This window comes from Amycolatopsis japonica, from assembly GCF_000732925.1.
Classification (GTDB): Bacteria; Actinomycetota; Actinomycetes; order Mycobacteriales; family Pseudonocardiaceae; genus Amycolatopsis; species Amycolatopsis japonica.
The window spans coordinates 8302758-8326056 of the sequence record NZ_CP008953.1; the positions used below are offsets into that span (position 1 = coordinate 8302758).

Annotated in this window: 21 protein-coding genes; 11 read left to right on the forward strand and 10 right to left on the reverse strand. The window is 69.3% G+C overall.

Going from position 1 to position 23299, the window contains the following annotated elements:
• The first annotated feature begins 104 nt into the window (after window positions 1-104).
• On the forward strand, window positions 105-1544 hold the full coding sequence (locus tag AJAP_RS38550; RefSeq protein WP_038520798.1) for a M1 family metallopeptidase: 1440 nt from the start codon (window positions 105-107) through the stop codon (window positions 1542-1544).
• Between the two features lie 369 nt (window positions 1545-1913).
• On the opposite strand, the gene AJAP_RS38555 is transcribed toward AJAP_RS38550, so the two are convergent.
• Genes AJAP_RS38555 through AJAP_RS38565 form a run of 3 tightly spaced genes read right to left on the reverse strand, consistent with a single transcriptional unit; the run spans window position 1914 to window position 4893 of the window.
• Window positions 1914-2894, reverse strand: a complete 981-nt coding sequence (locus AJAP_RS38555; protein ID WP_038520801.1) for a LysR family transcriptional regulator — start codon at window positions 2892-2894, stop codon at window positions 1914-1916.
• Complete coding sequence (locus AJAP_RS38560; protein WP_038520803.1) at window positions 2891-4204, reverse strand: purine-cytosine permease family protein; 1314 nt, start codon at window positions 4202-4204, stop codon at window positions 2891-2893. The genes AJAP_RS38555 and AJAP_RS38560 overlap by 4 nt, the downstream gene beginning before the upstream one ends.
• Window positions 4205-4206: 2 nt before the next feature.
• Window positions 4207-4893, reverse strand: a complete 687-nt coding sequence (locus AJAP_RS38565) for a tRNA-dependent cyclodipeptide synthase (protein WP_038520806.1) — start codon at window positions 4891-4893, stop codon at window positions 4207-4209.
• Between the two features lie 159 nt (window positions 4894-5052).
• Here AJAP_RS38565 and AJAP_RS38570 point away from each other — a divergent pair, with 159 nt between their 5' ends.
• The 3 genes from AJAP_RS38570 to AJAP_RS38580 all read left to right on the forward strand — a co-directional run bounded on the left by AJAP_RS38570 (window position 5053) and on the right by AJAP_RS38580 (window position 6896).
• Window positions 5053-6006: a LysR family transcriptional regulator gene (locus AJAP_RS38570; RefSeq protein ID WP_038520809.1), complete on the forward strand. Its 954-nt coding sequence runs from the start codon at window positions 5053-5055 to the stop codon at window positions 6004-6006.
• A 92-nt stretch (window positions 6007-6098) separates the two neighbouring features.
• Window positions 6099-6449 (forward strand): rhodanese-like domain-containing protein, encoded by a 351-nt coding sequence (locus tag AJAP_RS38575; RefSeq protein ID WP_037335273.1) that lies wholly within the window; start codon window positions 6099-6101, stop codon window positions 6447-6449.
• A gap of 12 nt (window positions 6450-6461) precedes the next feature.
• The gene (locus AJAP_RS38580; RefSeq protein ID WP_038520812.1) at window positions 6462-6896 is read left to right on the forward strand and encodes a thioredoxin family protein; all 435 of its coding nucleotides are present in this window, start codon (window positions 6462-6464) and stop codon (window positions 6894-6896) included.
• On the opposite strand, the gene AJAP_RS38585 is transcribed toward AJAP_RS38580, so the two are convergent.
• The gene (locus AJAP_RS38585; protein ID WP_148311636.1) at window positions 6878-7675 is read right to left on the reverse strand and encodes an alpha/beta fold hydrolase; all 798 of its coding nucleotides are present in this window, start codon (window positions 7673-7675) and stop codon (window positions 6878-6880) included. The genes AJAP_RS38580 and AJAP_RS38585 overlap by 19 nt on opposite strands.
• On the opposite strand from AJAP_RS38585, the gene AJAP_RS38590 reads away from it, so the two are divergent.
• Window positions 7674-9116, forward strand: coding sequence for a M1 family metallopeptidase (locus AJAP_RS38590; protein WP_038520815.1), 1443 nt, complete (start codon window positions 7674-7676; stop codon window positions 9114-9116). The two genes, AJAP_RS38585 and AJAP_RS38590, sit on opposite strands and share 2 nt — an antisense overlap.
• Before the next feature lie 171 nt (window positions 9117-9287).
• Here the strand turns inward: AJAP_RS38590 and AJAP_RS38595 are convergent, their stop codons facing one another.
• Window positions 9288-10490 (reverse strand): FAD-dependent monooxygenase, encoded by a 1203-nt coding sequence (locus AJAP_RS38595; protein ID WP_038524711.1) that lies wholly within the window; start codon window positions 10488-10490, stop codon window positions 9288-9290.
• Between the two features lie 61 nt (window positions 10491-10551).
• Between AJAP_RS38595 and AJAP_RS38600 the strand changes: the two genes are divergently transcribed.
• Together AJAP_RS38600 and AJAP_RS38605 are read left to right on the forward strand one after the other, a co-directional pair.
• Window positions 10552-10860, forward strand: coding sequence for an antibiotic biosynthesis monooxygenase family protein (locus AJAP_RS38600; protein WP_038520818.1), 309 nt, complete (start codon window positions 10552-10554; stop codon window positions 10858-10860).
• On the forward strand, window positions 10853-11665 hold the full coding sequence (locus AJAP_RS38605; RefSeq protein ID WP_038520820.1) for an SIR2 family NAD-dependent protein deacylase: 813 nt from the start codon (window positions 10853-10855) through the stop codon (window positions 11663-11665). The genes AJAP_RS38600 and AJAP_RS38605 overlap by 8 nt, the downstream gene beginning before the upstream one ends.
• Here the strand turns inward: AJAP_RS38605 and AJAP_RS38610 are convergent.
• The gene (locus AJAP_RS38610) at window positions 11658-12488 is read right to left on the reverse strand and encodes a hypothetical protein (protein WP_038520823.1); all 831 of its coding nucleotides are present in this window, start codon (window positions 12486-12488) and stop codon (window positions 11658-11660) included. The two genes, AJAP_RS38605 and AJAP_RS38610, sit on opposite strands and share 8 nt — an antisense overlap.
• Before the next feature lie 25 nt (window positions 12489-12513).
• Window positions 12514-13542, reverse strand: a complete 1029-nt coding sequence (locus tag AJAP_RS38615; RefSeq protein WP_038520826.1) for an endonuclease/exonuclease/phosphatase family protein — start codon at window positions 13540-13542, stop codon at window positions 12514-12516.
• 137 nt (window positions 13543-13679) lie between these two features.
• Between AJAP_RS38615 and AJAP_RS38620 the strand changes: the two genes are divergently transcribed.
• Both AJAP_RS38620 and AJAP_RS38625 read left to right on the forward strand, forming a co-directional pair.
• Window positions 13680-14657 carry a daunorubicin resistance protein DrrA family ABC transporter ATP-binding protein gene (locus AJAP_RS38620; RefSeq protein ID WP_038520829.1) on the forward strand — a complete coding sequence of 326 codons (978 nt, stop codon included), beginning with the start codon at window positions 13680-13682 and terminating at the stop codon, window positions 14655-14657.
• Window positions 14654-15454 (forward strand): ABC transporter permease, encoded by an 801-nt coding sequence (locus AJAP_RS38625; RefSeq protein ID WP_038520832.1) that lies wholly within the window; start codon window positions 14654-14656, stop codon window positions 15452-15454. Before AJAP_RS38620 ends, AJAP_RS38625 begins: the two co-directional genes overlap by 4 nt.
• A gap of 65 nt (window positions 15455-15519) precedes the next feature.
• Here the strand turns inward: AJAP_RS38625 and AJAP_RS38630 are convergent, their stop codons facing one another.
• Window positions 15520-18705, reverse strand: coding sequence for a BTAD domain-containing putative transcriptional regulator (locus tag AJAP_RS38630; protein WP_038520835.1), 3186 nt, complete (start codon window positions 18703-18705; stop codon window positions 15520-15522).
• A 151-nt stretch (window positions 18706-18856) separates the two neighbouring features.
• Here AJAP_RS38630 and AJAP_RS38635 point away from each other — a divergent pair, with 151 nt between their 5' ends.
• Together AJAP_RS38635 and pcp are read left to right on the forward strand one after the other, a co-directional pair.
• Entirely contained in the window at window positions 18857-20272 is a 1416-nt protein-coding gene (locus AJAP_RS38635) for a M1 family metallopeptidase (RefSeq protein WP_038520838.1), read from the forward strand.
• A 26-nt stretch (window positions 20273-20298) separates the two neighbouring features.
• Window positions 20299-20934, forward strand: a complete 636-nt coding sequence (gene pcp, locus AJAP_RS38640; RefSeq protein ID WP_038520840.1) for a pyroglutamyl-peptidase I — start codon at window positions 20299-20301, stop codon at window positions 20932-20934.
• Here the strand turns inward: pcp and AJAP_RS38645 are convergent, their stop codons facing one another.
• Both AJAP_RS38645 and AJAP_RS38650 read right to left on the reverse strand, forming a co-directional pair.
• Window positions 20935-22689, reverse strand: a complete 1755-nt coding sequence (locus tag AJAP_RS38645; protein ID WP_038520842.1) for an Hsp70 family protein — start codon at window positions 22687-22689, stop codon at window positions 20935-20937. It abuts the gene before it with no gap.
• A 61-nt stretch (window positions 22690-22750) separates the two neighbouring features.
• Window positions 22751-23089 carry an XRE family transcriptional regulator gene (locus AJAP_RS38650; protein ID WP_037335250.1) on the reverse strand — a complete coding sequence of 113 codons (339 nt, stop codon included), beginning with the start codon at window positions 23087-23089 and terminating at the stop codon, window positions 22751-22753.
• Window positions 23090-23299: the final 210 nt, after the last annotated feature.

The following is a 23299-nucleotide window of genomic DNA, read 5'->3' on the forward strand; positions in this document are numbered from 1 at the left end:
TCGGCCGGGATAACCCGGCGGCATGACCGGCTGGCAGTGCCGCGCGCCGCGCGGACGTACGCACGATGACCGGGCACCCTCCCCGTTAGAGAGAAGGCTCGTTCATGACCGTGCGGATTCGGTGGCAGGAGCCACTGTGCACCGCGTTGCTCGCCACCACGATGCTCGGCGCCTGCCCGGCTTCGGCGGTGGCCAAGCCGGCCCCCGGCAGCGACGGGTACGTGCACGTTTCACCCGACGGCACCGTCCTCGGACCCGATCCTTACTACCCGAAGGACGGCAACGGCGGTTACGACGTCGACCGATACTCCCTCGCGTTGGACTACGCGCCGTACTCGATGTTCTTGAGCGGCAAGGCGACCATCACCGCGACCGCGACCCAGGAGCTGGACCGGTTCGACCTCGACCTGCGGGGTCTCACCGTCCGTTCGGTCACCGTCGACGGTGTGGCCGCGACGTTCCGCCGGGAGGGTGAACACGAGCTGGTGATCACGCCACGGACCCCGTTGGCCAACGGTGCGCGGTTCACCGTGGTGGTCGGTTACGACGGGCGTCCGGAACCGATCGCCACGGCGCGGGGACGGGTCGGCTGGCTGGCCACGTACGGCGATTCCGCCGTCGCCACCGGGCAGCCGCGTTCGGCGATGACCTGGTTCCCGGTCAACGGCACCGAAGTCGACAAGGCGACCCTGCGCGTCTCCGTCACCGTGCTGGACGAATTCTCCGTGCTGGGCAACGGTTTTCAGGTCTCCGACGTGCCCGCCGGCGTCGGGCGGCACACCGTCACCTGGTCTGAGGAAACCGCGCTCGCGCCGAGCACGGCGATGCTCGGCATCGGCCGCTGGGAGGTCGAGAGGATCACCCTTCCCGGTGGGCGGACCGCGATCAACGCCTACCACCCGTGCGCCGTGGACAAGCGGAAGATCGGCGGGCGGCTGCCGGAGGTCCTGGAATTCCTCACCGGGAAGTTCGGCGACTATCCGCAGTCGGCGGCGGGCGGGCTGTTCCTCGACCGCTCCCTCGGCTACACGCACGGCGCCCAGACCAGGCCGGTGTACGGCCGCGCCGCCACGATCGCCGATCTGGTGTACGCGAGCGCGTACCAATGGTGGGGAGCCGGGGTGAGCGGCAAGATGTGGCGCGACGCGCTGATGCCCGAGTCCATCGCGCGGTACGCGGTGTGGCTGTGGGACGAGAAGAACGGCGTCGATCCGGATCGTCGCTACCGCGAGATGGTGGCGAAGGTGCGCGACGACGCGGCTTTCTGGGCGCCGAAGCTCACCGATCCGGGCAAGGGCACCGAATTCGCGCCGACGGCCAAAGCGGTGCTGATGGTGCACGCGCTGCGCCGTCTCGTCGGCGACGACGCGTTCTTCCAGATCCTGGCGGGCTTCCCGGTGATCAATCCGCAGGGAAACCAGAACTGGCACGACTTCGAGCTCTACGTCTCCGCGATGACGCAACGTGATCTCGGCGAGTTCAACCACGCCTGGCTGGACGGCACGGTGCGGCCGCCGGACTCGCTGCTCTTTCCGGGGAGCTGAACGACGTCGTGAGTGGTGAGGACGGTGGGGTTGCCGTGCCTGGGCCCGGTACCGCCCTGGCGATCATGTCGCGAAAGCCACTTTCGAGACGTCTGATGTCCCGAAAGTGGCTTTCGCGACACATCGCCGGTGGTTCTCTTGAGGGGTGGTGCTCGCGGGCGGGGTCGGCGGTGGGGCGAAGGCTCCCTTCGCCGCGTCTAATCCGGTGAAGGGAGCCTTCACCCCGTCACCCACCCGCGCCGACCACCCCGCTGCCAGCGCCCGTGTCGCGAAACCCACTTTCGCGACGCGTTCGACAGGTGGAAGAGCGCGGTGACCCCTTGGTGTCCCTTGTGGACGGTAGGCCGCGCACAACACGCCACCTTTGCCTCACCACTCACGAGGCCCGGCCAGGTATTCCGCGTAGACGGGCGCCGTCCGCGCCTCCGCCCAGTAAGCGTCGACCACCGCGGAGAGCAGCTCTTCCCGCCGCCCCGCCACAAAGGTCTCCTTGTTCCAGGCGAGAACATGCCTGCGCGGCAACACATCCCCGCGCAGCGGCCGCGTCACGACGCCGTGGTCGCCCGGATCGCAGATCGGCTGGGACAGCCCGATCGCGCCCGCTTTGACCACCAACAGTGCCACCTGCTGCGAAGTCACCTGATGGGTGAACGACGGCGTGAAACCGTGCCGCGCGCAGGTGTCGGCGAAGTACTTGGTGAACGTGGCCGCCGATGAATCGGACACCATCACCCACGATTCGTCCCGCAGGTCGCACAGGTCGACGACCTTCTCCCGCGCCAGCGGATGGAAAGCCGGCAGGAGGACGAAGGTCGGCTCGGTCACCACCACCGCGGTGTCCACGTTCGCGGGGATTTCGAGCTCGTAACCCGGATAGTCCTTGACCAGCGCCAATTCCGCGCGCCGCTGGGCCAGCAGCGGCAACAGCCGCTCGGGATGGTCGTCGTGCACGACCTGTACCTCGGAGACCTCCGGCCACAACCGGGTCACCAGCGACGGAAGACAAGCCACCAGCGCACTGGCCACCGCGGCCACTCGGACCACGGCCGGCGGACCGCTGGGGCAGACGCGCTGCTCGATGTCTTCGAGCAGTTTGTCCAGCTGTGGCAGCAAAGCGGCCGTGCGGCGCAACAGCAGCTCCCCCATCGGAGTCGGTGTCACGCCGCCTTCGCACCGGTCGAACAGCTGGTAGCCCAGCATGTTCTCCAGCCGTTTGAGTTGCGCGGAAACCGCGGGCTGGGTGACGCCCAGCGCGATCGCGGCACGGGAAAGGCTGCCCGTGTCCGCGATCGCCCGGATCACCCGCAGGTGGTGGACATCCAGCTGTACGACGTCGAACTCCTTTGTCACGAACGGGTTTTCGACCCGCCGGAAGAAGTCGTGGCCGCGGGAACCGCCGCGACCGTGGTCCGTCTGCCGAGAAGAACATACAGCAGAAAAGCCGCGAAAACGGAGTTCACCGTGGGGATTCCCCACGGCAGCCAGACCCCCACCGCCGCCCCGGCCGCCCAGCAGATCAGCGCGGCGGGAACCCAGGACGGGCAGGTGGGCGGCAGTTCCCCCGACGCACGGGTGGCGTCCAGCTCCGGTTTCCAGCGCCGGACCACGTAGTACTCGGCGATCACCACCCCCGCCACCGGCGGCGTGAGCACGCCGACCCACGTCAGGAAGGTGGTGAAGTGGTCGAGGATGCCGATCGCGGAGAGCACCGTGCCGAGGCCGCCGAGCAGCAGGGTCGCGGTGGTGCGGTCCAGCCGCCGGGACAGCAGCACCTGCACGGCGTTCACCAGTCCGAGCGAGGACGAATAGAGGTTCCAGTCGTTGATCTTCAGGATCGCGGTGACCAGGATCAGCGTGCCGAGCACCCCGGACGACGAGGTGATGATCCCGACCACGTCGGCGCTTTTCGCCGCGTGCGCGAGCAGCACCCCGATCAGGCCGATCAGGTACTGGCCGAGGGTGACGCTGACCAGGGTCTGTTTCACCACGTCGGACGCGGTCCGGTTGAACCGGGTCATGTCCGGCGTCATGATCGCGCCCATGATGAAGGCACCCGCCACCAGCGTGGTGCCCTGCGCCAGCGACATCGACGGCCCCGGCGGCGGCTCGGCCATCAGCGCGGGCAGCGAATGGTCGCCGAGCGCCGAGATGATCGAAAACCCCGCCAGCGCCAGGAAAGCGGGCACCGTCAGGTACGCCGTCCACGCCATCGCGTGGAAGCCGAACACGACGATCGCGGTGACCAGCGCGCCGCCCGCGAGCGCCCACACCCACACCGGCGGGCCGCCCATCAACGCGTGCAGACCGTGGGCGAAGACGTCGTTCTGCACCCCGAACCAGCCGGCCAGGCTCACCGTCATCAGGAGCCCGACCAGCGACGATCCGCCGGTGCCGAACCCGGCCCAGCGCGCGAGCACCGACGTCGAAAGCCCTTCCCGGGTGCCGGCGACCCCCATCAGGATGGTGATGATCTCCAGCAGCACGGAACCGATCGTGATGGCGAGGACCGCGTCCCAGAACGTCATCCCGAAACCCAGCACCGCGCCGAGCAGGAACTGATGGAACGAGGAAACCTGCCCGAACCGTTGCAGCGCGACGGAAACCCAGGAGTATCGGCGATCGGCGGGTACCCGGCGCAGGGAGAAGTCGTCGTGTTCCACGCTCACTCCACGCGTTCTGGGACGGCTTGTTCGAGGACGACGAAACCTTGGCCAGGCAACGGCCGCCACGAGAGTTCGCCGCGGTAGAGCCGTTCGAGGAAGCCGACCCGCTGGTGATAGGCGAACACGGAGCTTTCGACACCGGCCACGGCGACGGTGCCGACGAACATCGGCAACTCGGCGAGGAAGTACCGGACCGCGCTGCGCAACTGGTCACGAGTGGGGTGTTCGCCTTCGGGCAGGCGCCGGTCCAGCACCCAGCCCGTGGCGCCGAGGCACTGCTCGGCGAACTCCGGATCGGTGGCGAACCGTTGGTGCGCCTCGGAAAGCAGGCCGAGGTACGCGCTGTCGGCCTCCAGCGCCGCGGCGTCCAGTATCAAGGTGTGCGGATCCGAAGGGCAGACCTGCTGTAGCGCGCGGACGATCTTGTTACGCGTGTAATTGCCCTGTCGTTGCGCCTTTTGCGCGGCGCGGACCGGGTCGTAACCGAGCGCTTCGAGGGTGAACGCGGACGGGCCGTCCGGGACGAAGAAATGGAATCCCCGAAAGGCCGACATGGCCCAGCGGGCGAGATCGGCGATACGTTCCACCGTGAAATGGCTGTTGAACGGGCTGACGCCGAGACAAACGTGCTCGGCCCTCGCCAGCGGATCGGCGCAATGCTCCGTGAGTGGCAGTGGTCGCGGCAAGACGGCTCCTGATTCGCGTGATCTGCGGGGCGTCGACCGAACGTAGCCACGGCACTCCTGCGCGGGTATTGCCGGCGAATGTTGTCACCGGGTTATGAGAAATCGGCTGTCTCTACTTTCGGGGGTGCCGGGCGCGAACCGGTCGCGGTATACGAAGTCATGGAGATTCAGGTTCGGCATCTTCGCGTGATCTGTGAGATCGCCGCCGCCGGCAGTCTCAATCGTGCCGCGGCCGGGCTGGGGCTCGGGCAACCCGCGCTCAGCCACCAGTTGCGCCGGATCGAGCGGATGGTCGGCGGCCCGCTGTTCCACCGCGACCAGCACGGGGTGCGGCCCACCGAACTCGGCGCCCTGATCCTGCGGCGGGCTCGGGCGATCGTGCTCACCTTCGACGAACTGGAGCACGACTTCCACCGTCAGGAACCCGAGACGGGCGAATCGATCCGGATCGGCTGGAACGACAGCGCCATCACGGGTTCACTGCTCGGCGGCCTGCGCGACCTGCGTCCCGGCGAGCCGTTCCGCACGCGCGCCGACACTTCGCGCACGCGGCTGCTCGCGCAGGTCGCGAACCGGGGCATCGACCTGGCGCTGATCATGATCTGCGGCCGTCGCGGTCTCCCCGTGCCGCCGGAAGTGCGGACGCTGACGCTGGTCGAGGAGCCGTCTTTCGTCGCCATCCCCGCGGAACATCCGCTCGCCGGCGAAGAGGAGATCGAGCTCGCCGAACTCGCTGGGGAGGACTGGATCGTGTCGAGCGGCGGCGACGGCTGCCGGGTGGTGTTCCGCGAAATGTGTCTCGCGCACGGTTTCGATCCGCGGATCACCCACGACGTCGACATCGACACCGCACGGGAAGACCTGGTCAGCGGCGGGTACGGCGTCGGGCTGGTCCAGCCGACCCGGCCACCGGCGGACGGGCTGGCCATCCGGCCGCTGGCGGGCGCGCCGATGTGCGTGCGGCATGTGCTGGCGTGGCGGGAAGACGGTCCATGCGCGCACGGGGTCCCGGAACTCGCCACCGAGGCGAGGGCGGGCTATTGGCGGCTCGCCGAACGGACGGCGTCGTACCGCTCCTGGTTGCACCGCCACGGAAGGGTGGCCGCCGGATAACCCCTCGGCATGCCGAGGCGGCACTAGAGCGTGTCCCGCGAGGCGTCCGACGATGTGAATCGTCAATCACGGTCGCCGAAAGAAGGGGCACCATGCTGCCGTTGATCACCCGTACGGAACTGCTTTCCCGGATGGAGTCCGGTTCGGTGGTCGTGGTCGACACGATGCCGGTCGCCTATTTCGACAAGGAACATCTGCCGGAAGCGCGCAACATTCCGGGTTTCCCGTACGAACGGGCCGCCGAATTCACCGACCGGCTGGCACCCGTGGTGCTTCCGGACAAGGCCGCCGCGATCGTCGTCTATTGCGCGAACACGCCGTGCCGCAACAGTGAATTCGTCGGACGGCGGCTGCTGGAGCTCGGATACACGAACGTCCGCAAGTACCGCGAAGGCATCGAAGACTGGGTCGCGAACGATCTTCCGACCTGGTCTTCGTCCTGAAAGGAGATCGTCTTGTCCAAGGTCAAACGATTCGTCTGCGTGCTGGCCGGTGCGCTGGCACTCGTCACCGGATTCGGCGGCGGCGTGGCTTCGGCCGCACCGAAGGCCGAGAACGTGATGACGGTGACTTCGGCCAACTACGCCGAGGTCATGGACATCTCGAAGCAGAAGCTGGTCATCATGGACTTCGGCGCGACCTGGTGCCCGCCGTGCCGCCAGATGAAACCGGTGATCGAGCGGCTCGCCGGTGAATACGGCGGGCGGTTCCTGCTGGGCGAGGTCGACGTCGACCGGAGCCGTGACCTGTCCACCCGGTACAACATCCGTTACCTCCCGACGCTGGTCGGCGTCCGCAACGCCGCCGAACTGCCGTCGTCGCGGAACATCGGTTACCCGGGCGAAGCGCGGTTGCGCGCCTGGATCGACGCTCAGCTCGCGAAGGGCTGACCGATGACGTCGGAGAGAAACGCTTCGACGGCACCGAGGTAGGTCTCCGGCGCTTCGTCGTGCACCACGTGCCCGGCGCCTTGGACGACGATGTGCCGTCCGAGGCCGCCGGGCACGCGGGCGGCCAGTTCGGCCTGCTGGCCGTGCGGCATCGCGGTGCGTTCGCCCTCGATCGCGAGCAGCGGACACTTGACGCGTTCGACGAACTCCCAGAAATCACGCCGTCCCCACTCGGCCGCGATCTCGTACAGGTCCGTGAGCGACGCGATCAGGTGATAGCCGTCTTCGCGTTCCTCGACGCATTCGATGAAGTAGTCGCCGGTGTCGCCGAAGAACTCGCGTACGTGGGCCAGCGACCGGAACGGGACCGGCCACGACTCGAAATACCCGCGCCAGGTGTCCACGGTCCGGCCGCGCTGATCCGGCGCGAAGTCCTCGCAGACCACGGCGCGGACGAGTTCGGGATGCCTGGCCGCGGTGACCCACGCGTGCAGGCCGCCCATCGAATGTCCGATCAGGACCGCGGGTTCGTCGAAGGTCCGCAGCACCTCCGCGACGTCGTCGGTGAACCGTTCGGTGCGCCAGGGCCCGCCGCGCGGCCCGCGTCCGTGTCCTCGCGCGTCGAGGCCGTGGACACGCCCGTACGGTTCGAGCCTTCGCGCGACCCGCCACCACGTCGTCGCCCTGCCCATCAGCCCGTGCAGCAGGACGATGGGCGGCCCGTCACCGCCGAAAGTGACCAACCCGTCGCGCTGAATCACCACTAAGCTCCCCTCCATGCGCAGCCGTGTCCCCGCCGCCGGTCTGGTCCTGGGGGTCGTCTGCGCCCTGATTATCGGCTGCACCGCCGATCCTCCTCCGGCCACGCCCCCTCCGCCGCCGCCGATGAACCCGGCGCCGGGTGCTTCGGGCGCGGGCGACCCGTACTACCCGATGGACGGAAACGGCGGCTACGACGCGACCGAATACCAGGTCGGGATCACTTACGACCCCGCGAAAGGACGTCTCGACGGCGACACCACGGTGATCGCGAAAGCGACCCAAGACCTCAATCGGTACAACTTGGACTTACGCGGCTTGACGGTCCAATCCGTTGAAGTGGACGGGAAACCGGCGAAGTTCGCGCGCGAGGGCGAATTCGAACTGGTGGTGACGCCCGCCGAGCCGATCCGGAACGGGACATCCTTCCGCACCAAGGTCCTCTACGGCGGCGACCCGTCGGCGACGCCCAAGGCGGGCGGCAGCGAGAACGGCTGGCAGAAGTCGAAGGACGGCGGCGCGTTCATCGTCGGCGAGCCGCATTCGGCGTCGTTCTGGTATCCCGTCAACGAGACCCCGCGCGACAAGGCGATGTTCACCCTCAACGCCCGCGTGCCGGACGGCTGGACCGTCATCTCGAACGGACGCGAGATCCAGAAGACCGCGGCGAACGGCTGGACGACGACGTCCTGGCAGGAACGCACCCCCGTGGCGGCGTACCTGACCACGGTGGCGATCGACAAGTTCACCGTCGACCGGATGGCGCTCCCGGACGGGACGCCGGTGGTCAACGCGTACGCGCCGGGCGCCGAGGACCGGCGCGACACGGGCAGGCGGCTGCCGGAGATCATCGGCTTCCTGAGCTCGAAGTTCGGGCCGTACCCGGTCGACGCCGCGGGCGGCATCTATCTCGACGAGGACATCCACTTCTCGCTGGAGACCCAGACCAGGCCGACCTACGCGAAATGGGCCGACCTGATCACCGTGGTGCACGAAACCGCGCACCAGTGGTTCGGCGATTCGGTGACGCTGAATTCCTGGTCGGACATCTGTCTCAACGAATGTCTCGCCTCGTACGCGCAATGGCTGTGGCAGGAGTCGCGGGACAACGAGAACCTGGACGACCGTTATCGCGCCGCGCTGGAGATCATGCGGGGCAGCACCGATTTCTGGAAGCCGAAGCTGGTCGGCATGGGGGCGGGGCAGGAATTCCACGGCGTCTACGACAAGGGGATCCTGGCCGTCCACGCACTGCGGCGGAAGATCGGCGAAGGCGCTTTCGCGCGGCTGCTGAAGGAATGGCCGGCGGCGCACCGGAACGCCAACGCGAACTGGGCGGATTTCGAGGCGTTCACGATCAAGCTTTCGGAGCAGGACCTGCGGCCGTTCTTCGACGCTTGGTTCCACGGGACGACGATCCCGCCGGACGCGGAACTCCTTCCGGGCACCCTGCGAGGCTGACCCCACCCCACCCCGCATTTAGTCCTCTAAATGCGGTCCATGCGGGCACCTCGCCCACGCACTGGCGCGTCGCGAAAGCCACTTTCGCGACGTCTGATGTCCCGAAAGTGGCTTTCGCGACACCGGCGGAGCCCACGCGACCCAGCCGCCGCGGCACCCCCACCCACGCGTTTAGTCCTCTGAATGCGGGGCCGGGTAGTCCGGCAGGGCGATGCCGTTCACGACGTCCCGCATCTTCCGCGAGGCCAGGGCGGCGAACGGCTTCAGCCGCATGACCCGCATCGCCAGATACCGCATCCGCAAACCCGTCCGCGACTTCGCGAAGATCGACTCCGCATTCTCCCGCCCCAGCTCCTGGGTCTTCTCGACGAACTCGCGCATGACGGCTTCGTAGCGCTTCAGCCCGGTGTCGAGACCGGCGGCGAGTTCCCCGGCGAGCACGTACGCGCCGACGAACGCCAGGCTCGTGCCCTGCCCGGACAGCGGCGAGGGGCAGAAAGCGGCGTCGCCCAGCAGCCCGACACGACCGCGCGACCAGGACTCCATGATCACCTGGGCGCACGAGTCGAAGTAGAAGTCGGGCGCCTCGTCCATCCGGTCCAGCAGCCAGGGCGCTTCCCACTCCATTCCGGCGGCGAACCGGCGGACCAGCGCCTTCTGCGCTTCGACGTCGCGGTAGTCGTAGTCGATTTTCGGCGACGCGAACCCGAAGTACGCCATCGCCTGGTCGCCGTCGCGGACGCCGCGGATCCCGGCGGCCCGGCCGACGTCGTCGTAGCCGACGGCCCAGTTCCGCAGGCCGAGCCGGTTCGGCACGGCGAAGAACGCCAGGTACGAGCCGAGATGCCGGACGAACCGGGACTCCTCTCCGAAGGCCAGCGCCCGCACGCCCGAATGCAGCCCGTCCGCCCCGATGACCAGGTCGTACGTCGCCCTCGAACCACTCGCGAAGGTGACGCCGACGCCGTCGGCCCGCTCGTCCAGCGCGGTGATCCGGTCGCCGAAGACGTACTCCGCCCGCTCCCTGGTCGCTTCGTAGAGCACTTCGGTCAGGTCACCGCGGAGGATCTCGATCTCCGCGACGACGCCGTCGCCGTCGAAGTCGTCGGCGCGGATGGTGGCCTTCGTGCGGTTCTTCCGGTCGACGAGCGTCTCGCCCTTCGTGTCCGTGCAGGCCGCGCGGATGCGTTCGTCGAGCCCCATCCGGCGGGCGACCTCCTTGGCCGTTCCGCGCAGGTCGACGGCCTGGCCGCCGGGACGCAACGACGGCGCGCGCTCCACGACGGTCACCTGGAAGCCGTACCGGGTGAGCCAGAAGGCCAAGGCCGGTCCGGCGACGCTCGCTCCGGAGATGAGGATCTTGGTGTCAGCCATCGCCTGGAAGGTCCCACGCATCACATCGCGGCGCAAAACGATTTCGTCGTAGGCTGGCGGCATGGCTGTCGTGAAGATCAACGCGATCGAGGTACCCGAAGGCGCAGGCCCCGAGCTGGAGAAGCGGTTCGCCGCGCGGCTGCACGCCGTCGACGATCAGCCCGGTTTCCTCGGCTTCGAGCTGCTCCGCCCGGTCTCCGGCGAGTCGCGCTACTTCGTCTACACCAAGTGGGAGTCCGAAGAGGCGTACCAGGCGTGGGCGTCCGGCCCGGCGCGTGAGGCGCACGCGGGTGAGCGCGCGAAGCCGGTCTCCACGGGTGCGAACCTGCTGGAATTCGAGGTCGTCCAGGCTTCGAAGCCGGGTGAGTGAACTCGAACGAGCCGCGGAACTGATCGACGGCGCCGGCGCGCTGCTCGTCTGCGCCGGTGCCGGGATGGGCGTCGACTCCGGCCTGCCCGATTTCCGGGGCGATGAAGGTTTCTGGAAGGCATATCCGCCGTACGAGCGGCTGGGCATCAGCTTCGTCGAGCTCGCCGACCCGCGGCATTTCGCCGAGGATCCCGAGCTGGCCTGGGGTTTCTACGGGCATCGGCTCGCGCTGTACCGCGCCACCGTCCCGCACGACGGGTTCCGTCTCCTGTCGTCCTGGGGAGCACGCAAACCGGGCGGCACCCGCGCTTTCACGTCCAATGTGGACGGACAGTTCCAGAAGGCGGGTTATCCGCACGTCGCCGAGGCGCACGGCTCCATCCATCACCTTCAGTGCCTCGAAAAATGCACCAAGGAGATCTGGTCCGCGGACGACGTCGAGGTCCCGATCGACGAAGACACCATGCGCGCGCGGACCCCGCTGCCGTCCTGCCCGCGCTGCGGCGGTCTCGCCCGGCCCAACATCCTGATGTTCGGCGACTACGACTGGCTCGGACAGCGCAGCCAGGCCCAGCTCGACGAGCTGAACGCGTGGCGCCGCGCGCATCGCGACCTCGTGGTGGTGGAACTCGGCGCCGGACAGGCCGTGCCGACGGTGCGGCGGTACTCGGAGCTGGCCAGCGCCGCGACCGGCGCCCTGGTGCGGATCAACCCGCGTGAACCCGGGATCCGGCACGGCCGCGGTGTCTCCCTCGCGACCAACGGCCTGGAAACCCTCGAAGCGCTGGACGCCCTGCTCAGCTAGGCCGCACCCACAGGTCGCGGTCGCCCTTCAGCACCACACGCCCGTCGTCGAGGGTCATCGCGGCGGTGAGCCGTCCGGCCGGGCAGCCGAGCTCACCGCGCTGCCAGCCTCCCTGCCCGACCCACACCACCGAGCACGACCGATTCGACGTCTTGCCCCGGTTCCACTCGACGCGGTCCCCGAACAGCACGGGCTCACCCGCCTTGCCGACGGTCCCGCCGAGGATCCGGCCATCGCCGAGCGGAGCTATTTCCCAGGCATCGGGCTCGCCGGTCACGACCAGCGCACCGGCCGCGGAACCTCCGGCCAGCAGCCATTTCCCGCCCACCCGGAGCGCGGTGGAGAACCAGACGTCGCTCGCCCGCACCAGCACCTGCGAGACCGTCCAGGTGGCGCCCGCGTCACCAGATGCCCACACCCGGACGTCTCCGCCGAGGGCCGCGGTCACGAGCACCCGCTCGCCGTCGGCGGCGATCGCGGTCGGCGCCCAGTGACCCGGCCTGTCCTGCGGCAACACGATCTCTCGGGTGCCTCCGTCCCCAGATACCCACGCGATCGGGTCCGACCGGCTTTCCCCGGGGAACTCCCGGAAGCCGACGCCGATCGCGGTCCGGCCCGCGCGGGTCAGCGCCACCCCGGTCCGGCCGGGCCCTGGCCGGAACAGCCGCTGGATCTCGGCGACCGGATCCTGGACACCGAAGGCGTTCGCCTCGCCGGGCCGGGCGGCGAAGCCCAGCGCGCTCTTCGCCTCACTCGGCGGCAACTGCCCCGGGACACAGGCCGCGAGCAGCGACAGCGCGAGCACTCCCCAGAGCTTCCTCATGGGCGGGAAGCCTGCCAGCGGCAGGTCACTTTCCGGGCAGCACGATTTCCGCGTAGACGGCGTCGTGATCGCTGCCGGGCGTCTCCAGCACCTTGAAGTCCGCGATGGCCGTCCGTTTGTCCGCCAGCACGTGGTCGATGGCCACCGGCGGCGCGATCCCGTTCGTCCAGGTCCCCTCCAACGCCTTCCCGAGCTCGTCGGCCGCGTCCACGTATCCCCTGGTCAGCAACTCACGGAAGAGCGCGTGGTCCAGGCTCGCGTTGAAGTCGCCCGCCAGGATCCGGATGTCGTGCTCGGCGTCGGCGTACGGCAGGTCCTTGGCCTCGGCGACCCACTCGTGCCGGTCCCACATCGGCGCCGACGGATGCACCGCGACGACCTCGACGCGGACACCGTCCCCGAGATCCACGCTCGCGCTGGGCTGCTTGTAATCCGAGTCGCCGCTCAGTTTCAACGGCGTGAGCGGGTACTTCGACACGAGCCCGGAGCCGGATGCCCACTCGGCCGGATGCAGCACGTGGTACGGCAGGACCTGGAACAACCCGGCCCGGTCGAGCGCGGTGATCGCCTCAGGGGTCAGCTCGGTCAGGCTCAGGACGTCGACCTGGTGTTCCTTCACGTAGCCGACGATCCTGGCCGGATCCGCCCCGCCGCCGAGCATGTTCGACGCCAGCACGCGGACGTGCTTCCCGTCGAGCGCCTTCTGCTCGTTCGCGAAGGCGCGCGGCAGGACCATGGACGCGATCGTGCAGGTCAGCACCAGCGCGACGACCGCGGTCCACCAGCGGCGCAGCACCAGCGCGAGAACGCCGAGGACGAGCGTCGCGATCCCGGCGTACGGGGTCAGCGCGAGCGCGGCGATCGTGTACGTGTTGCCGTCGTAGCCGACCAGCCGCAGCCCGGTCAGCACCGCGAACGGCACGACCGCCGCGATGAGGAGCCCGCTGACCAGCTTCCGTCCGGCGCCGGGACGCGCCGCCGGACGAACCGGACGTTCTTCGATCACCATGCCGTCGAGTATGCCGATCGAGCGCGCCGGGGCGGCGGTCTCCACAACACCTTCACAACCTCCTCACGCGGCGTCTACCAGCGCTTATCAGTTCCTGTCAGCCGCTGCCAGCGCGCTGTGCGCGGTCTGCCAGGCCAGGGGTGCACCTTTGTCCGCGGGGCGAGATCCACAGGAGGAAAGCGATGACTCACGCGATCAGGGCCGAGGGCCTGGTCAAACACTATGGGGAGACGAAGGCGCTCGACGGGGTCGATCTGGAGGTCCCGGCGGGCAAGGTGGTCGGGGTGCTGGGGCCGAACGGCGCGGGGAAGACGACCGCCGTCCGGATCCTGGCCACCTTGATCCGGCCGGACCGCGGCCACGCGAGCGTCTTCGGGTACGACGTCGTCAAGAACCCGATGGCGGTCCGGAGCATGATCGGGCTGACCGGGCAGTACGCGTCGGTCGACGAGGACCTTTCCGGTACGGAGAACCTCGTCCTGATCGGCAGGCTGCTGGAGTTCTCGAGGGCGGACGCGAAGAAGCGCGCGGCCGATCTGCTGGAGCGGTTCGAGCTCACCGATGCCGCCGGCCGCGCGATCAAGACCTACTCGGGCGGGATGCGGCGGCGGCTCGACCTCGCCGCGAGCCTGGTCGGCCGTCCCAAGGTGCTGTACCTGGACGAGCCGACCACCGGGCTCGACCCGCACGCCCGCAACGAGGTCTGGGCCGTGGTCCGGACGCTGGTCGCCGACGGCACGACGGTGCTGCTCACCACGCAGTACCTGGAGGAGGCCGACCAGCTGGCCGACACGATCACCGTGTTCGACCACGGGCACGTCGTGGCGAACGGGCGGGCCGACGAGCTCAAGCGGCGGACCGGCGGCCAGACGCTGCAGGTGCGGCCGTCCGCGCTCGCCGACCTCGACGCCGTCGAGCGCATCCTGGCCGGGCTCACCGGGGTCCGGCCGAACCGGGACGACGACACCGGGCTGCTCACCGCACCCGTCGCCGATCCCGTCCTGCTGTCCACTTTGGTCCGCAAGCTGGACGAAGCCGGGATCACCGCGGACGAGCTGGCGCTGCGGCTGCCCAGCCTCGACGAGGTGTTCCTCGCGCTGACCGGCAAGAAGACCGACGAGTCCACAAAGGACGCTACTCCGGAAGGGAGCCTGGTATGACGACCATCGCCGCGCCCGCACCACCACGGCGCGTATCACTGTCGAGCAGCACGCGGCACGGGCTTTCCCTCGCCTGGCGCGGAGTGCTGAAGATCCGCAAGAACCCGGAGCAGCTGGCCGACGTCACGCTCGCGCCGATCATCTTCCTGGTCATGTTCGTCTACCTGTTCGGTGGCGCGATCATGGGCAGCACCGAGAGCTACCTCCAGATGATCGTGCCCGGCATCATGGTGTTCAACATCCTGCAGGCCAGCATGACCGTCGGCGTCCAGCTGAACACCGACGTCACCAAGGGTGTGTTCGACCGGTTCCGCGCCATGCCGATCGCGCGGTCCGCGCCGCTGATCGGCGCCGTGCTGGCCGATATCGTCCGGTACCTGGTGTGCCTGGTCGTGCTGATGGTGGTGGCGACGATCATGGGCTACCGGATCCAGACCGGGCCCGCCGAGTTCGCGCTGGCGATCCTGCTCGTCATCGCGTTCGCGCTGTCGTTCTGCTGGGCTTCGGTGTTCGTCGGGATGCTGGTGAAGAGCCCCGGCGCGGTGCAGGGCCTGATGTTCGTGGTGCTGATGCCGCTGACCTTCGGCAGCAACGTGTTCGTGGGGACGAGCACGATGCCCGGCTGGCTGAAGGCGTGGGCCGACATCAGCCCGGTGACCCAGATGTCCGACGTCCTGCGCGGGCTGATGAACGGCGGGCCGATCGCCGGGCCGCTGACCGGGGCATTGATCTGGATGGCGGCCGCGCTCGCGGTCTTCTTCCCGCTCGCCACGTGGGCATACCGGAAGCGCGTCTGACTCCGGGTCAGGGGGAACGCGCGTGAAGAAGGGCTCCTCGCCACTGCCGGGCGAGGGGCCCTTCTTCACTCGCCCACTTCCTGGAGTACCCAGGACATCAGGGCGGGGCGGGAAAGCCCGGCATCCTGCGTGAGCAAGGCTTCGTAGCGCTCTTCGCCGAATCGCTCGCGAAGTTCGCCGATCAGGTCCCGGATGGCGGGCTCGCCGAGATCCAGCCTGCCGCGCAGCAGTTTCGCCACGCCGAGCAGCCGGACGGCGGTCTCGGGGTCGCCCTGCCGGAACCGGATCAGGCCGCAGACCTCGACGATCCGCCCGAGATCGGCGATGTCGCCGCGGTCCGCGGTGGACTTCACGACGACCGCGGCACCGCGCTCGGCCGCGGCCAGATCCCCGGCGGCCAACCCGATCTCGGTGTCGATGTACCCGCCGAACTCCTCGCCGAACATGCCCGGCGCCGCGACCGAGGCCATCTTCTCCCGGAATCGGACGGCGGCCTCGCGCGCCTCGTCCACTCGTCCGGCGCGGCAGAGCAGATCGGCCTTGCCCACCAGCACCATCACCGCGAGCTGGGCGTTGCCCGTTTCGTTCGCGTAGCGCTCGGCCTCGATCATCTCGCGCGTCGCCGTGTCGAGATCGCCCGCCCGCGCGTACTCCGTCGCGAGCCGCCAGCGCTGCTGGATCACGTCGTCCTGCGAGCCCAGTTCGAGCGCGAGGGCGAGCCCTCGGCGGTACAGCGCGAGCGCGGCTTCGTGATCGCCGGACATCGAGATGTCGCTCGCCTTCATGCCCAGCGCCATCGCCGTGCCCCACCGGTCGCCCAGCGCCAGGAACCCTTCGTAGGCCCGGTCCCTGGCCTGTTCGGCGCCGTCGGGATCACCGTCGTCGGTGAGGACGAAGCTGTGCGCCCACGATCCCGCCGCCCTCGACCACGGATCCTCGCTCGACAGTGCCCGTTCCACCTCGCGGTGCGCGAGCTTCTTGTCCTGCGAGAAGAAGGCCAGCATGGGCAGGCCGATGGCCAGCCCGGCGAACCGGGTGTACGCGTCGGTCCGCACGCATTCGTCGATGAGAGAGCGAACGGCTTCCGGGTCGCCGACGCCGGGCACCATCGTGGTGATCTCGCGCATCGCGCGGAACGCGGCCGCGAAGTCGTCCTCCAGGCGGTCGCCGAAGGTGAGCACTTCGGCGACGAAGGACTCCACCCGGTCGCTGTCGCCCTTGATCAGCCAGTACCAGAACGTGCTGCCGAACAGATGCATCGCCATCTCGACGTCGTCTGCGTCGATGGCCTGGCGGAGCGCGGTCACGATGTTGCCGTGCTCCTCGTCGTACCGGGAGATGGCGACGAGCTGATCCGCCGTCCGCAGCATCGGCTCCAGCCGCTCGGCGAGCTGGGCGTAGTAGCGGTGATAGGCCTTCCTCAGCCGTTCCCGCTCTTCGGCCTCGTCGAGACGTTCCGCCGCGTACGCCCGGATGGTCTCCAGCATGCGGTAGCGCGGCTCGCCGTGCTCACCCGCGATCGCGTCCACAATGGACTTCTCGACGAGCGAGCCGAGGACGTACAGGATGTCCTCGGCGGGCAGGACTTCGTCGGCGCAGACGCTTTCGACCGCTTCGACCTCGGCACCGCCCCCGAACACCGAAAGCCGTCTGGCGAGCACGCGTTCGGCGTCGTCGAGCAGGTCCCAGCTCCACTCTACGACGGCACGCAGCGTGCGCTGCCTCGGCAGCGCCGTCCGGCTGCCGGAGGTCAGCAGGCGGAACCGGTCGTCGAGACGCTGTGAGATCTGCGCGACGGTCATCGACCGCAGCCGCGCCGCGGCCAGCTCCAGCGCCAGCGGCATCCCGTCCAGCCTGCGGCAGATCTGTGCGACGTCGTCCACTGTGGACTCGTCGAGCCGGAAATCCGGGCGCACGGCCGCCGCCCGGTCGACGAACAACCGGATCGCGCCCGCCTCGGCCGCCTGGGAAACCGTCGGCGTGCCCTCCGGGACGGACAGCGGACCGAGCGGGCACAGCGTCTCGCCGTCGATGGCGAGCGCCTCCCGGCTCGTCGCGAGGACGCGCAAGGTCGGCACCCGCCGCAGCAAAGTGTTCGTCAGCTCCGCCGCCGCGTCGACCAGATGCTCGCAGTTGTCCAGCACCAGTACCGCTTCACCGGCGCCGAGCGTCTCCACGACCCTGGCCAGCGCGTCCGCCGGGCGGCGCATCGGATCACCGGCGTGCGAAAGGCCGAGATCCCACAGCTCCAGCGCCGCGAAGACCGCGCCGGGCAGGTCGCCGGGGTCGCGGACGCCGGCGAGCGGCACGAACCAGACGCGTCCGCGCGCGTGCGCCGGATGCCGCGTCGCGACCTCCGTGGCCAGCCGCGTCTTCCCGGCGCCGCCGGGCCCGACGAGCGTCACCAGCCGCGCACCGGCGAGGAGTTCGGCGATCAGCTTCAACTCGTCGTCACGGCCGACGAAACTGGTCAGCCGCACCGGCAGATGATCGGCGGGCGCGGGTGGCGGGCCGAGTTCACCGCGCAACGCCGCGAGATGGATCTCCTGGAGTTCGGCCGAGGGATCGACGCCGAGCTGATCGGCCAGCGCCGCCCGGACCTCCTCGTAGACCGCGAGGGCGTCGGACTGGCGATCGGCCGCGCACAGCGCCCGGATCCACAGCCCGGCGAGCCGTTCGCGCAGCGGATGCCGCGCGGCGGCCTCCTTGAGATCCGCCAGCACCCGGTCTTGTCCACCGAGCCGGATCTCCGCTTCGAACCGGTCTTCGGCGGCTTCGAGACGCAGATCCTCCAGGCGGGTCGCGGGCGCCTGCGCGAAAGGAGCGTCGAGGACGTCGGACAGCGCTTGACCACGCCAGAGCCCGAGCGCCTCCGCGAGGATCGCGGCCGCACCGGCGTCCCGGCCCGCCGCGAGTTCCGCGCGCCCCTCCGCGGCCAGCCGCTCGAAGCGGCACACGTCGACGTCCTCGCGGGCGACGTCCAGCCGGTAACCGCCCGGGCCGGAGTCGAGGGCGACGTCTTCGGCGCGCAGGACCTTGCGCAGCCGCGAGACCAGGGACTGCAGTGCGTTCGCCGCGTCGGCGGGCGGCTCCGCGCCCCAAAGACCGTCGACGAGGGCCGTCGCCGGGACGGCGCGGCCGGGCTCCAGCGCGAGCCTGGCCAAGAGCATGCGGAGGCGGGCACCGCCGATGTCGACCGGGGTGCCGTCACCGGCCTCCGCTCCGACCGGGCCCAGCAGCGTCACACGCACGGACCCCAGCTTTCCAGAAGCCGCAAACGCATACCCCAGACAGGCGACGGAAGTGGGGATTATCCGGGCACCAGGGAGCTTTCCGGGCGGTAGGCCGACGTCACGGCGCTACGTTCGAGGCCAAGTCACAGCCGATCGACTGGGAGCGTGAATGAGGTACCGGAGTGCGGCCGTCATCGCCGCCGTTCTGGCCGCGAGTGTCCTCGGCGGCGGGACCGCCCTCGCCGACACCGGGAAACCCGGCGCCGACGGCGCGGGCGACAGCTACTACCCGCAAGACGGCAACGGCGGCTACGACGTCGGCGACTACAACCTGAAAATCGGCTACGAGCCCGCCACCAAGCAGCTCACCGGCCTGCAGACGATCACCGGACGGACCACCCAGGCGCTGAGCTCGTTCAACCTCGACCTGCACGGGCTGACCGTCGACTCGGTCAAGGTCAACGGGCGGAAGGCGGCCTTCACCCGCACCGGCGACCACGAGCTCGTGATCACCCCGGCGCGTCCGCTGCGGAACCACGAGCGGTTCACCGCCGAAATCGCGTATCACGGTGTCCCGCAGCCGATCGAGGATCCGGCGCTGGGCGAGAACGGCTGGCAGTACGCGAAATCCGGCGGCGCGTTCGTCGCGGGCGAGCCGAAATCCGCGACCACCTGGTACCCGGTCAACGACACCCCGCGCGACAAGGCGACCTTCCACCTCGCCGTCACCGTGCCCTCGGAATGGGGCGTCATCTCGAACGGCCGCGAGCGCGGGCACTTCGCCGACGGGCCGAAGACCACCTACGTCTGGGCCGAAGAGACCCCGGCCGTGCCGTACATGACGACGGTCGCGATCGACAGATGGGAGTTCGAGCGGACGAAGCTGTCCGACGGCACCCCGGTCGTCAACGCCTACGCCCCCGGCACCCCCGCGTCGACCAAACAGGCCGAGGCGCGGCTGCCGGAGATCATCGACTTCCTGGCGTCGAAGTTCGGGCGCTACCCGGTGGACGCGGCGGGCGGCATCTTCCTCACCGAGCCGATCGGGTTCTCGCTGGAGACGCTGAGCAGGCCGATCTACTCGGGCGCGGCGGGCAACATCCCGACGATCGTGCACGAGAACGCCCACCAGTGGTGGGGTGACTCGGTCGCCGTCGACAAGTGGAAGGACGTCTGCCTCAACGAATGCTTCGCGTCGTACGCGGAATGGCTGTGGTCCGAGGCGAAGTCGGGCCAGGACCTCAAGGCGCGCTACCTGAACGCCGTGCAGAAGGCGACGGACCGGTTCTGGGCAGGGAAGCTGTACGACATGGGGCCCGGTAACGAGTTCACGTACGTGTACTCGAAGGGCCCAGCGGCGTTGCACGCGTTGAAGAACTACATCGGCGCGGCGCCGTTCGACCGCATCCTCAAGACGTGGCCCGCCATCCACCGCGACGGCAACGCGAGCCTGCCGGAGTTCCAGAAGTTCGCCGAGCGCGTCGCGCACAAGAACCTTCAGGGCTTCTTCGACGCGTGGTTCTACGGCAACACCAAGCCGGCGCCCGAGTACCTCTACCCGGGGGACCTCAAGCCCGCCGCCTGAGGTGTGTCACACGTTAGGGTGAGGGCATGACGTCTGTGCTCCTCACCGGTTTCGAACCGTTCGGCGGTGAGCGGGTGAATCCGTCGTGGCAGGCGGTTTCCCTGCTCACCGGCCGTCGGCACGACACCGTGGCCGTCGAACTGCCGTGCGTCTTCTCGCGTTCGCTGGTCACCTTGCGCGACGCGATCGACGAGTACCGCCCGGATCTGGTGATCTGCGTCGGCCAGGCGGGCGGCCGCCCCGACGTCACCCCGGAGCGGGTCGCGATCAACCTGATCGACGCGCGCATCCCGGACAACGCGGGCTCGCAGCCCGTCGACGTCCCGGTGATCCCCGGCGGGCCCAACGCGTACTTCACCACCTTGCCGGTGAAGGCCTGTGTCACGGGGATCAAGGACGCGGGGCTGCCGGCGTCGGTCTCGCACACCGCCGGGACGTACGTGTGCAACCAGGTCTTCTACGGCCTGATGCACTTGCTGGACAACGACTTTCCCGGAGTACGCGGCGGTTTCGTGCACGTGCCGTACACCCCGGAGCAGGCCGCGCGGACCACCGCGCCGAGCCTGGCCGTGCACCGCGCCGCCGAGGCGCTGGAGATCATCGTGGACACCGCGCTTTCGGTGACCGAAGACCTTTCGACGCCGGCCGGCACCCTGCACTGATCAAGGTTTGAGCTGTGCGGTGAAGAACTCGACCATCTCCGCGGTCGTCCGCGCGGTGCCGTCGCTGCGGGTCGAGACGAGCATCGCGCTCAACGGCGCGTCTTCGGTCCCGAAGAGCACGATGCCGCTTCGCGCGCCTACGCCCGCCACATAGCGCCCTCGGAGGCCGTCGGCCGCCCAGGTGCCCTCCGCGGGCTTTCCCTTGGTCATCCGCTGCCGGACGCCGTCCTCCAGGCCGGTCATCGCGACGCCCTGGTAGTAGTTGATCGCGTTCGATCCTTTGGCGTCCTTGAACACGCAGGTGACCGCCGACGACGCGCCCACCGTGGCGGCCGCGTCCGGCGCGTCCCGGCATTCGTCCCGCTGCGGGATGACGGCGGCGATCCGGCGGAGACAGTCCGTGAACCCCTGCGCGTCCTTCGCCCCGGGCTGATCGCAGGTCACCGGTTTCGCCGGGGCCGGTGCCGCGACCGGCTCGTCCTCGCCGCCGGTGAGCAGGACGATCGTCGTCACGATCGCCGCGAGGGCGAGCGCGACGACGCCGTAGGTCGTGGGCTTCTGCCAGTTCCGGCCGGGCGGTGGCTGCGGCGGTGTCCAGCGCGGCGGCTGCGGACGCCGTGCAGGCGGAGGCTGTTGCTGAACCGGCTGTGGCCGCACCGGCGCGAAAGCGGGCACGGTCAGCTGGGAATCCTCGCCGCCGGTGGGCACGTGATGCAGCCCGAACGCGACCGCCGTCTCCGGCTGGTCCTGCGTGGTCGGCGCGATCCGGAGCTGGTTCGCCAGCAGGCTCGCCAGCAACGGCATCCGGCTCGGCCCGCCGACGAGGTAGACGCCGCCGAGCCGGTCCGGGGTCAGCCCGGCGCGATGGATCGTGGTCGCCAGGAGTTCGCCGCTGCGCAGGAAACTCGGCCGGACGAGCGCTTCGAGCTCCATCCGCGTCACCCGCACGTCGCCGAAGGGCTCTGGCATCGGGATCTCGGTCTGCTGGTGGCGGGACAGGCTTTCCTTGGCGTCCCGGACATCCTGCAGCAACGACCGGCGCGTCCGGCGGTCGCTGACCGACTGCGGGCGCAGGATCCGTTGCCAGTGCGCGGGATCGGAATGCGACACCTCGCGGCCGATGTGCACCAGCAGCGCCTGGTCGATGTCGAGACTGCCGAGATCGGGCAGCCCGTCCTCGGCGAGCACGGCGAACCCCTGCGCGCTCACGCCGACGACGGCGCAGTCGAAGGTCCCCGCCCCGAGGTCGTACACCGCGATCGGACCGGGCGGGCGCCTGCCGCTGTTGAGCGAGGCGTAATGCGCGGCGGCCGCGACCGGCTCGGGAATGAGCACCGTGGTGGGGAATCCGGCCTTGAGCGCGGCGTCGCGGAGGATCTGCTTGCGATCCGGGCCCCAGCCCGCGGGATGCGAAATGCGCACCTGCGCGGGCATCCGCTGAAGGAGCAGCTCGGCCTCTTCGCCGACCCGGCGCAGGACCGCGGCGAAGGCGTCGGCGATGGGAAGCGAGAGGTCACCGAGCTGGAGAGCGCCCTCGTCGATGCGCCGCTTCGGATTCGCCTCGAACCGGCTCGGATCCAGCCGGGCCCGGCGTTCGGCGTCGCGGCCGACGAAGACCGTGCCGTCCTTGTCGGCGTAGATCGCGGACGACATCGTCACCGACCCGTCGATCTCGACGACCTGCGTCCCCCTGCCGTGGATCGAAAGCACCCCCACCGTGCTGGAGGTACCGAAATCGATCGCCAGAACGTCCACCTGACCCCCTCCCGGACCCGAAGGCATCGTCTCACGCGAAGATCGGGAGACCGGGGCGGGTTCAGACGGCGGTGGAAATGGTGACGTCGTGATCGTCGAAATCGGCGACCACGCGCATGCGGCCACCCAAGGCGCCGATGTACCTGCGGAGCGTGTCCAATTCCATCTGGCTCGGATCACCCTGCTCGAGCTGGCTGATCCGCGGCTGGCTGACGCCCATCCGCTTGGCGACCTCGGCCTGGCTCAGTCCGACGTCCTCACGCAGTCGCGACAGCCGGAAGCCGAGGACGTACGCCTGAGTGGCTTCCCGCGCCTCGGCCCGCGCGGCTTCGACGTCGCGGCCGGCGTCACGGTCCGCGGCGAGCTTTTCGGCCTTGACCTCTTTCCAGGACCGACCCATTTCAGCCTTCCTCCATCGCGTCGAGATGGTGCCGATATCGCTCCTCCGCGATCGGGATGTTGATGTCGTACCACCGTTTCCAGTTTCCGGCCAAGGACCGCACGCGAGTTCCGCCTCCAATCACGCCAGTCACGGCCCCAATCACGTGAGTCCCGCGCCCAATCACGCGTGTCGTCCGCCCAATCACGCGTGTCGTCCACCCACACACGA

Excerpts from the sequence above, each read along its gene's own strand:
- AJAP_RS38550 (WP_038520798.1), top strand. The coding sequence starts at position 105 with ATGACCGTGCGGATTCGGTGGCAGGAGCCACTGTGCACCGCGTTGCTC.
- AJAP_RS38570 (WP_038520809.1), top strand. The coding sequence starts at position 5,053 with ATGGAGATTCAGGTTCGGCATCTTCGCGTGATCTGTGAGATCGCCGCC.
- AJAP_RS38575 (WP_037335273.1), top strand. The coding sequence starts at position 6,099 with ATGCTGCCGTTGATCACCCGTACGGAACTGCTTTCCCGGATGGAGTCC.
- AJAP_RS38590 (WP_038520815.1), top strand. The coding sequence starts at position 7,674 with ATGCGCAGCCGTGTCCCCGCCGCCGGTCTGGTCCTGGGGGTCGTCTGC.
- AJAP_RS38585 (WP_148311636.1), bottom strand. The coding sequence starts at position 7,675 with ATGGAGGGGAGCTTAGTGGTGATTCAGCGCGACGGGTTGGTCACTTTC.
- AJAP_RS38595 (WP_038524711.1), bottom strand. The coding sequence starts at position 10,490 with ATGGCTGACACCAAGATCCTCATCTCCGGAGCGAGCGTCGCCGGACCG.
- AJAP_RS38600 (WP_038520818.1), top strand. The coding sequence starts at position 10,552 with ATGGCTGTCGTGAAGATCAACGCGATCGAGGTACCCGAAGGCGCAGGC.
- AJAP_RS38610 (WP_038520823.1), bottom strand. The coding sequence starts at position 12,488 with ATGAGGAAGCTCTGGGGAGTGCTCGCGCTGTCGCTGCTCGCGGCCTGT.
- AJAP_RS38620 (WP_038520829.1), top strand. The coding sequence starts at position 13,680 with ATGACTCACGCGATCAGGGCCGAGGGCCTGGTCAAACACTATGGGGAG.
- AJAP_RS38625 (WP_038520832.1), top strand. The coding sequence starts at position 14,654 with ATGACGACCATCGCCGCGCCCGCACCACCACGGCGCGTATCACTGTCG.
- AJAP_RS38635 (WP_038520838.1), top strand. The coding sequence starts at position 18,857 with ATGAGGTACCGGAGTGCGGCCGTCATCGCCGCCGTTCTGGCCGCGAGT.
- pcp (WP_038520840.1), top strand. The coding sequence starts at position 20,299 with ATGACGTCTGTGCTCCTCACCGGTTTCGAACCGTTCGGCGGTGAGCGG.
- AJAP_RS38650 (WP_037335250.1), bottom strand. The coding sequence starts at position 23,089 with ATGGGTCGGTCCTGGAAAGAGGTCAAGGCCGAAAAGCTCGCCGCGGAC.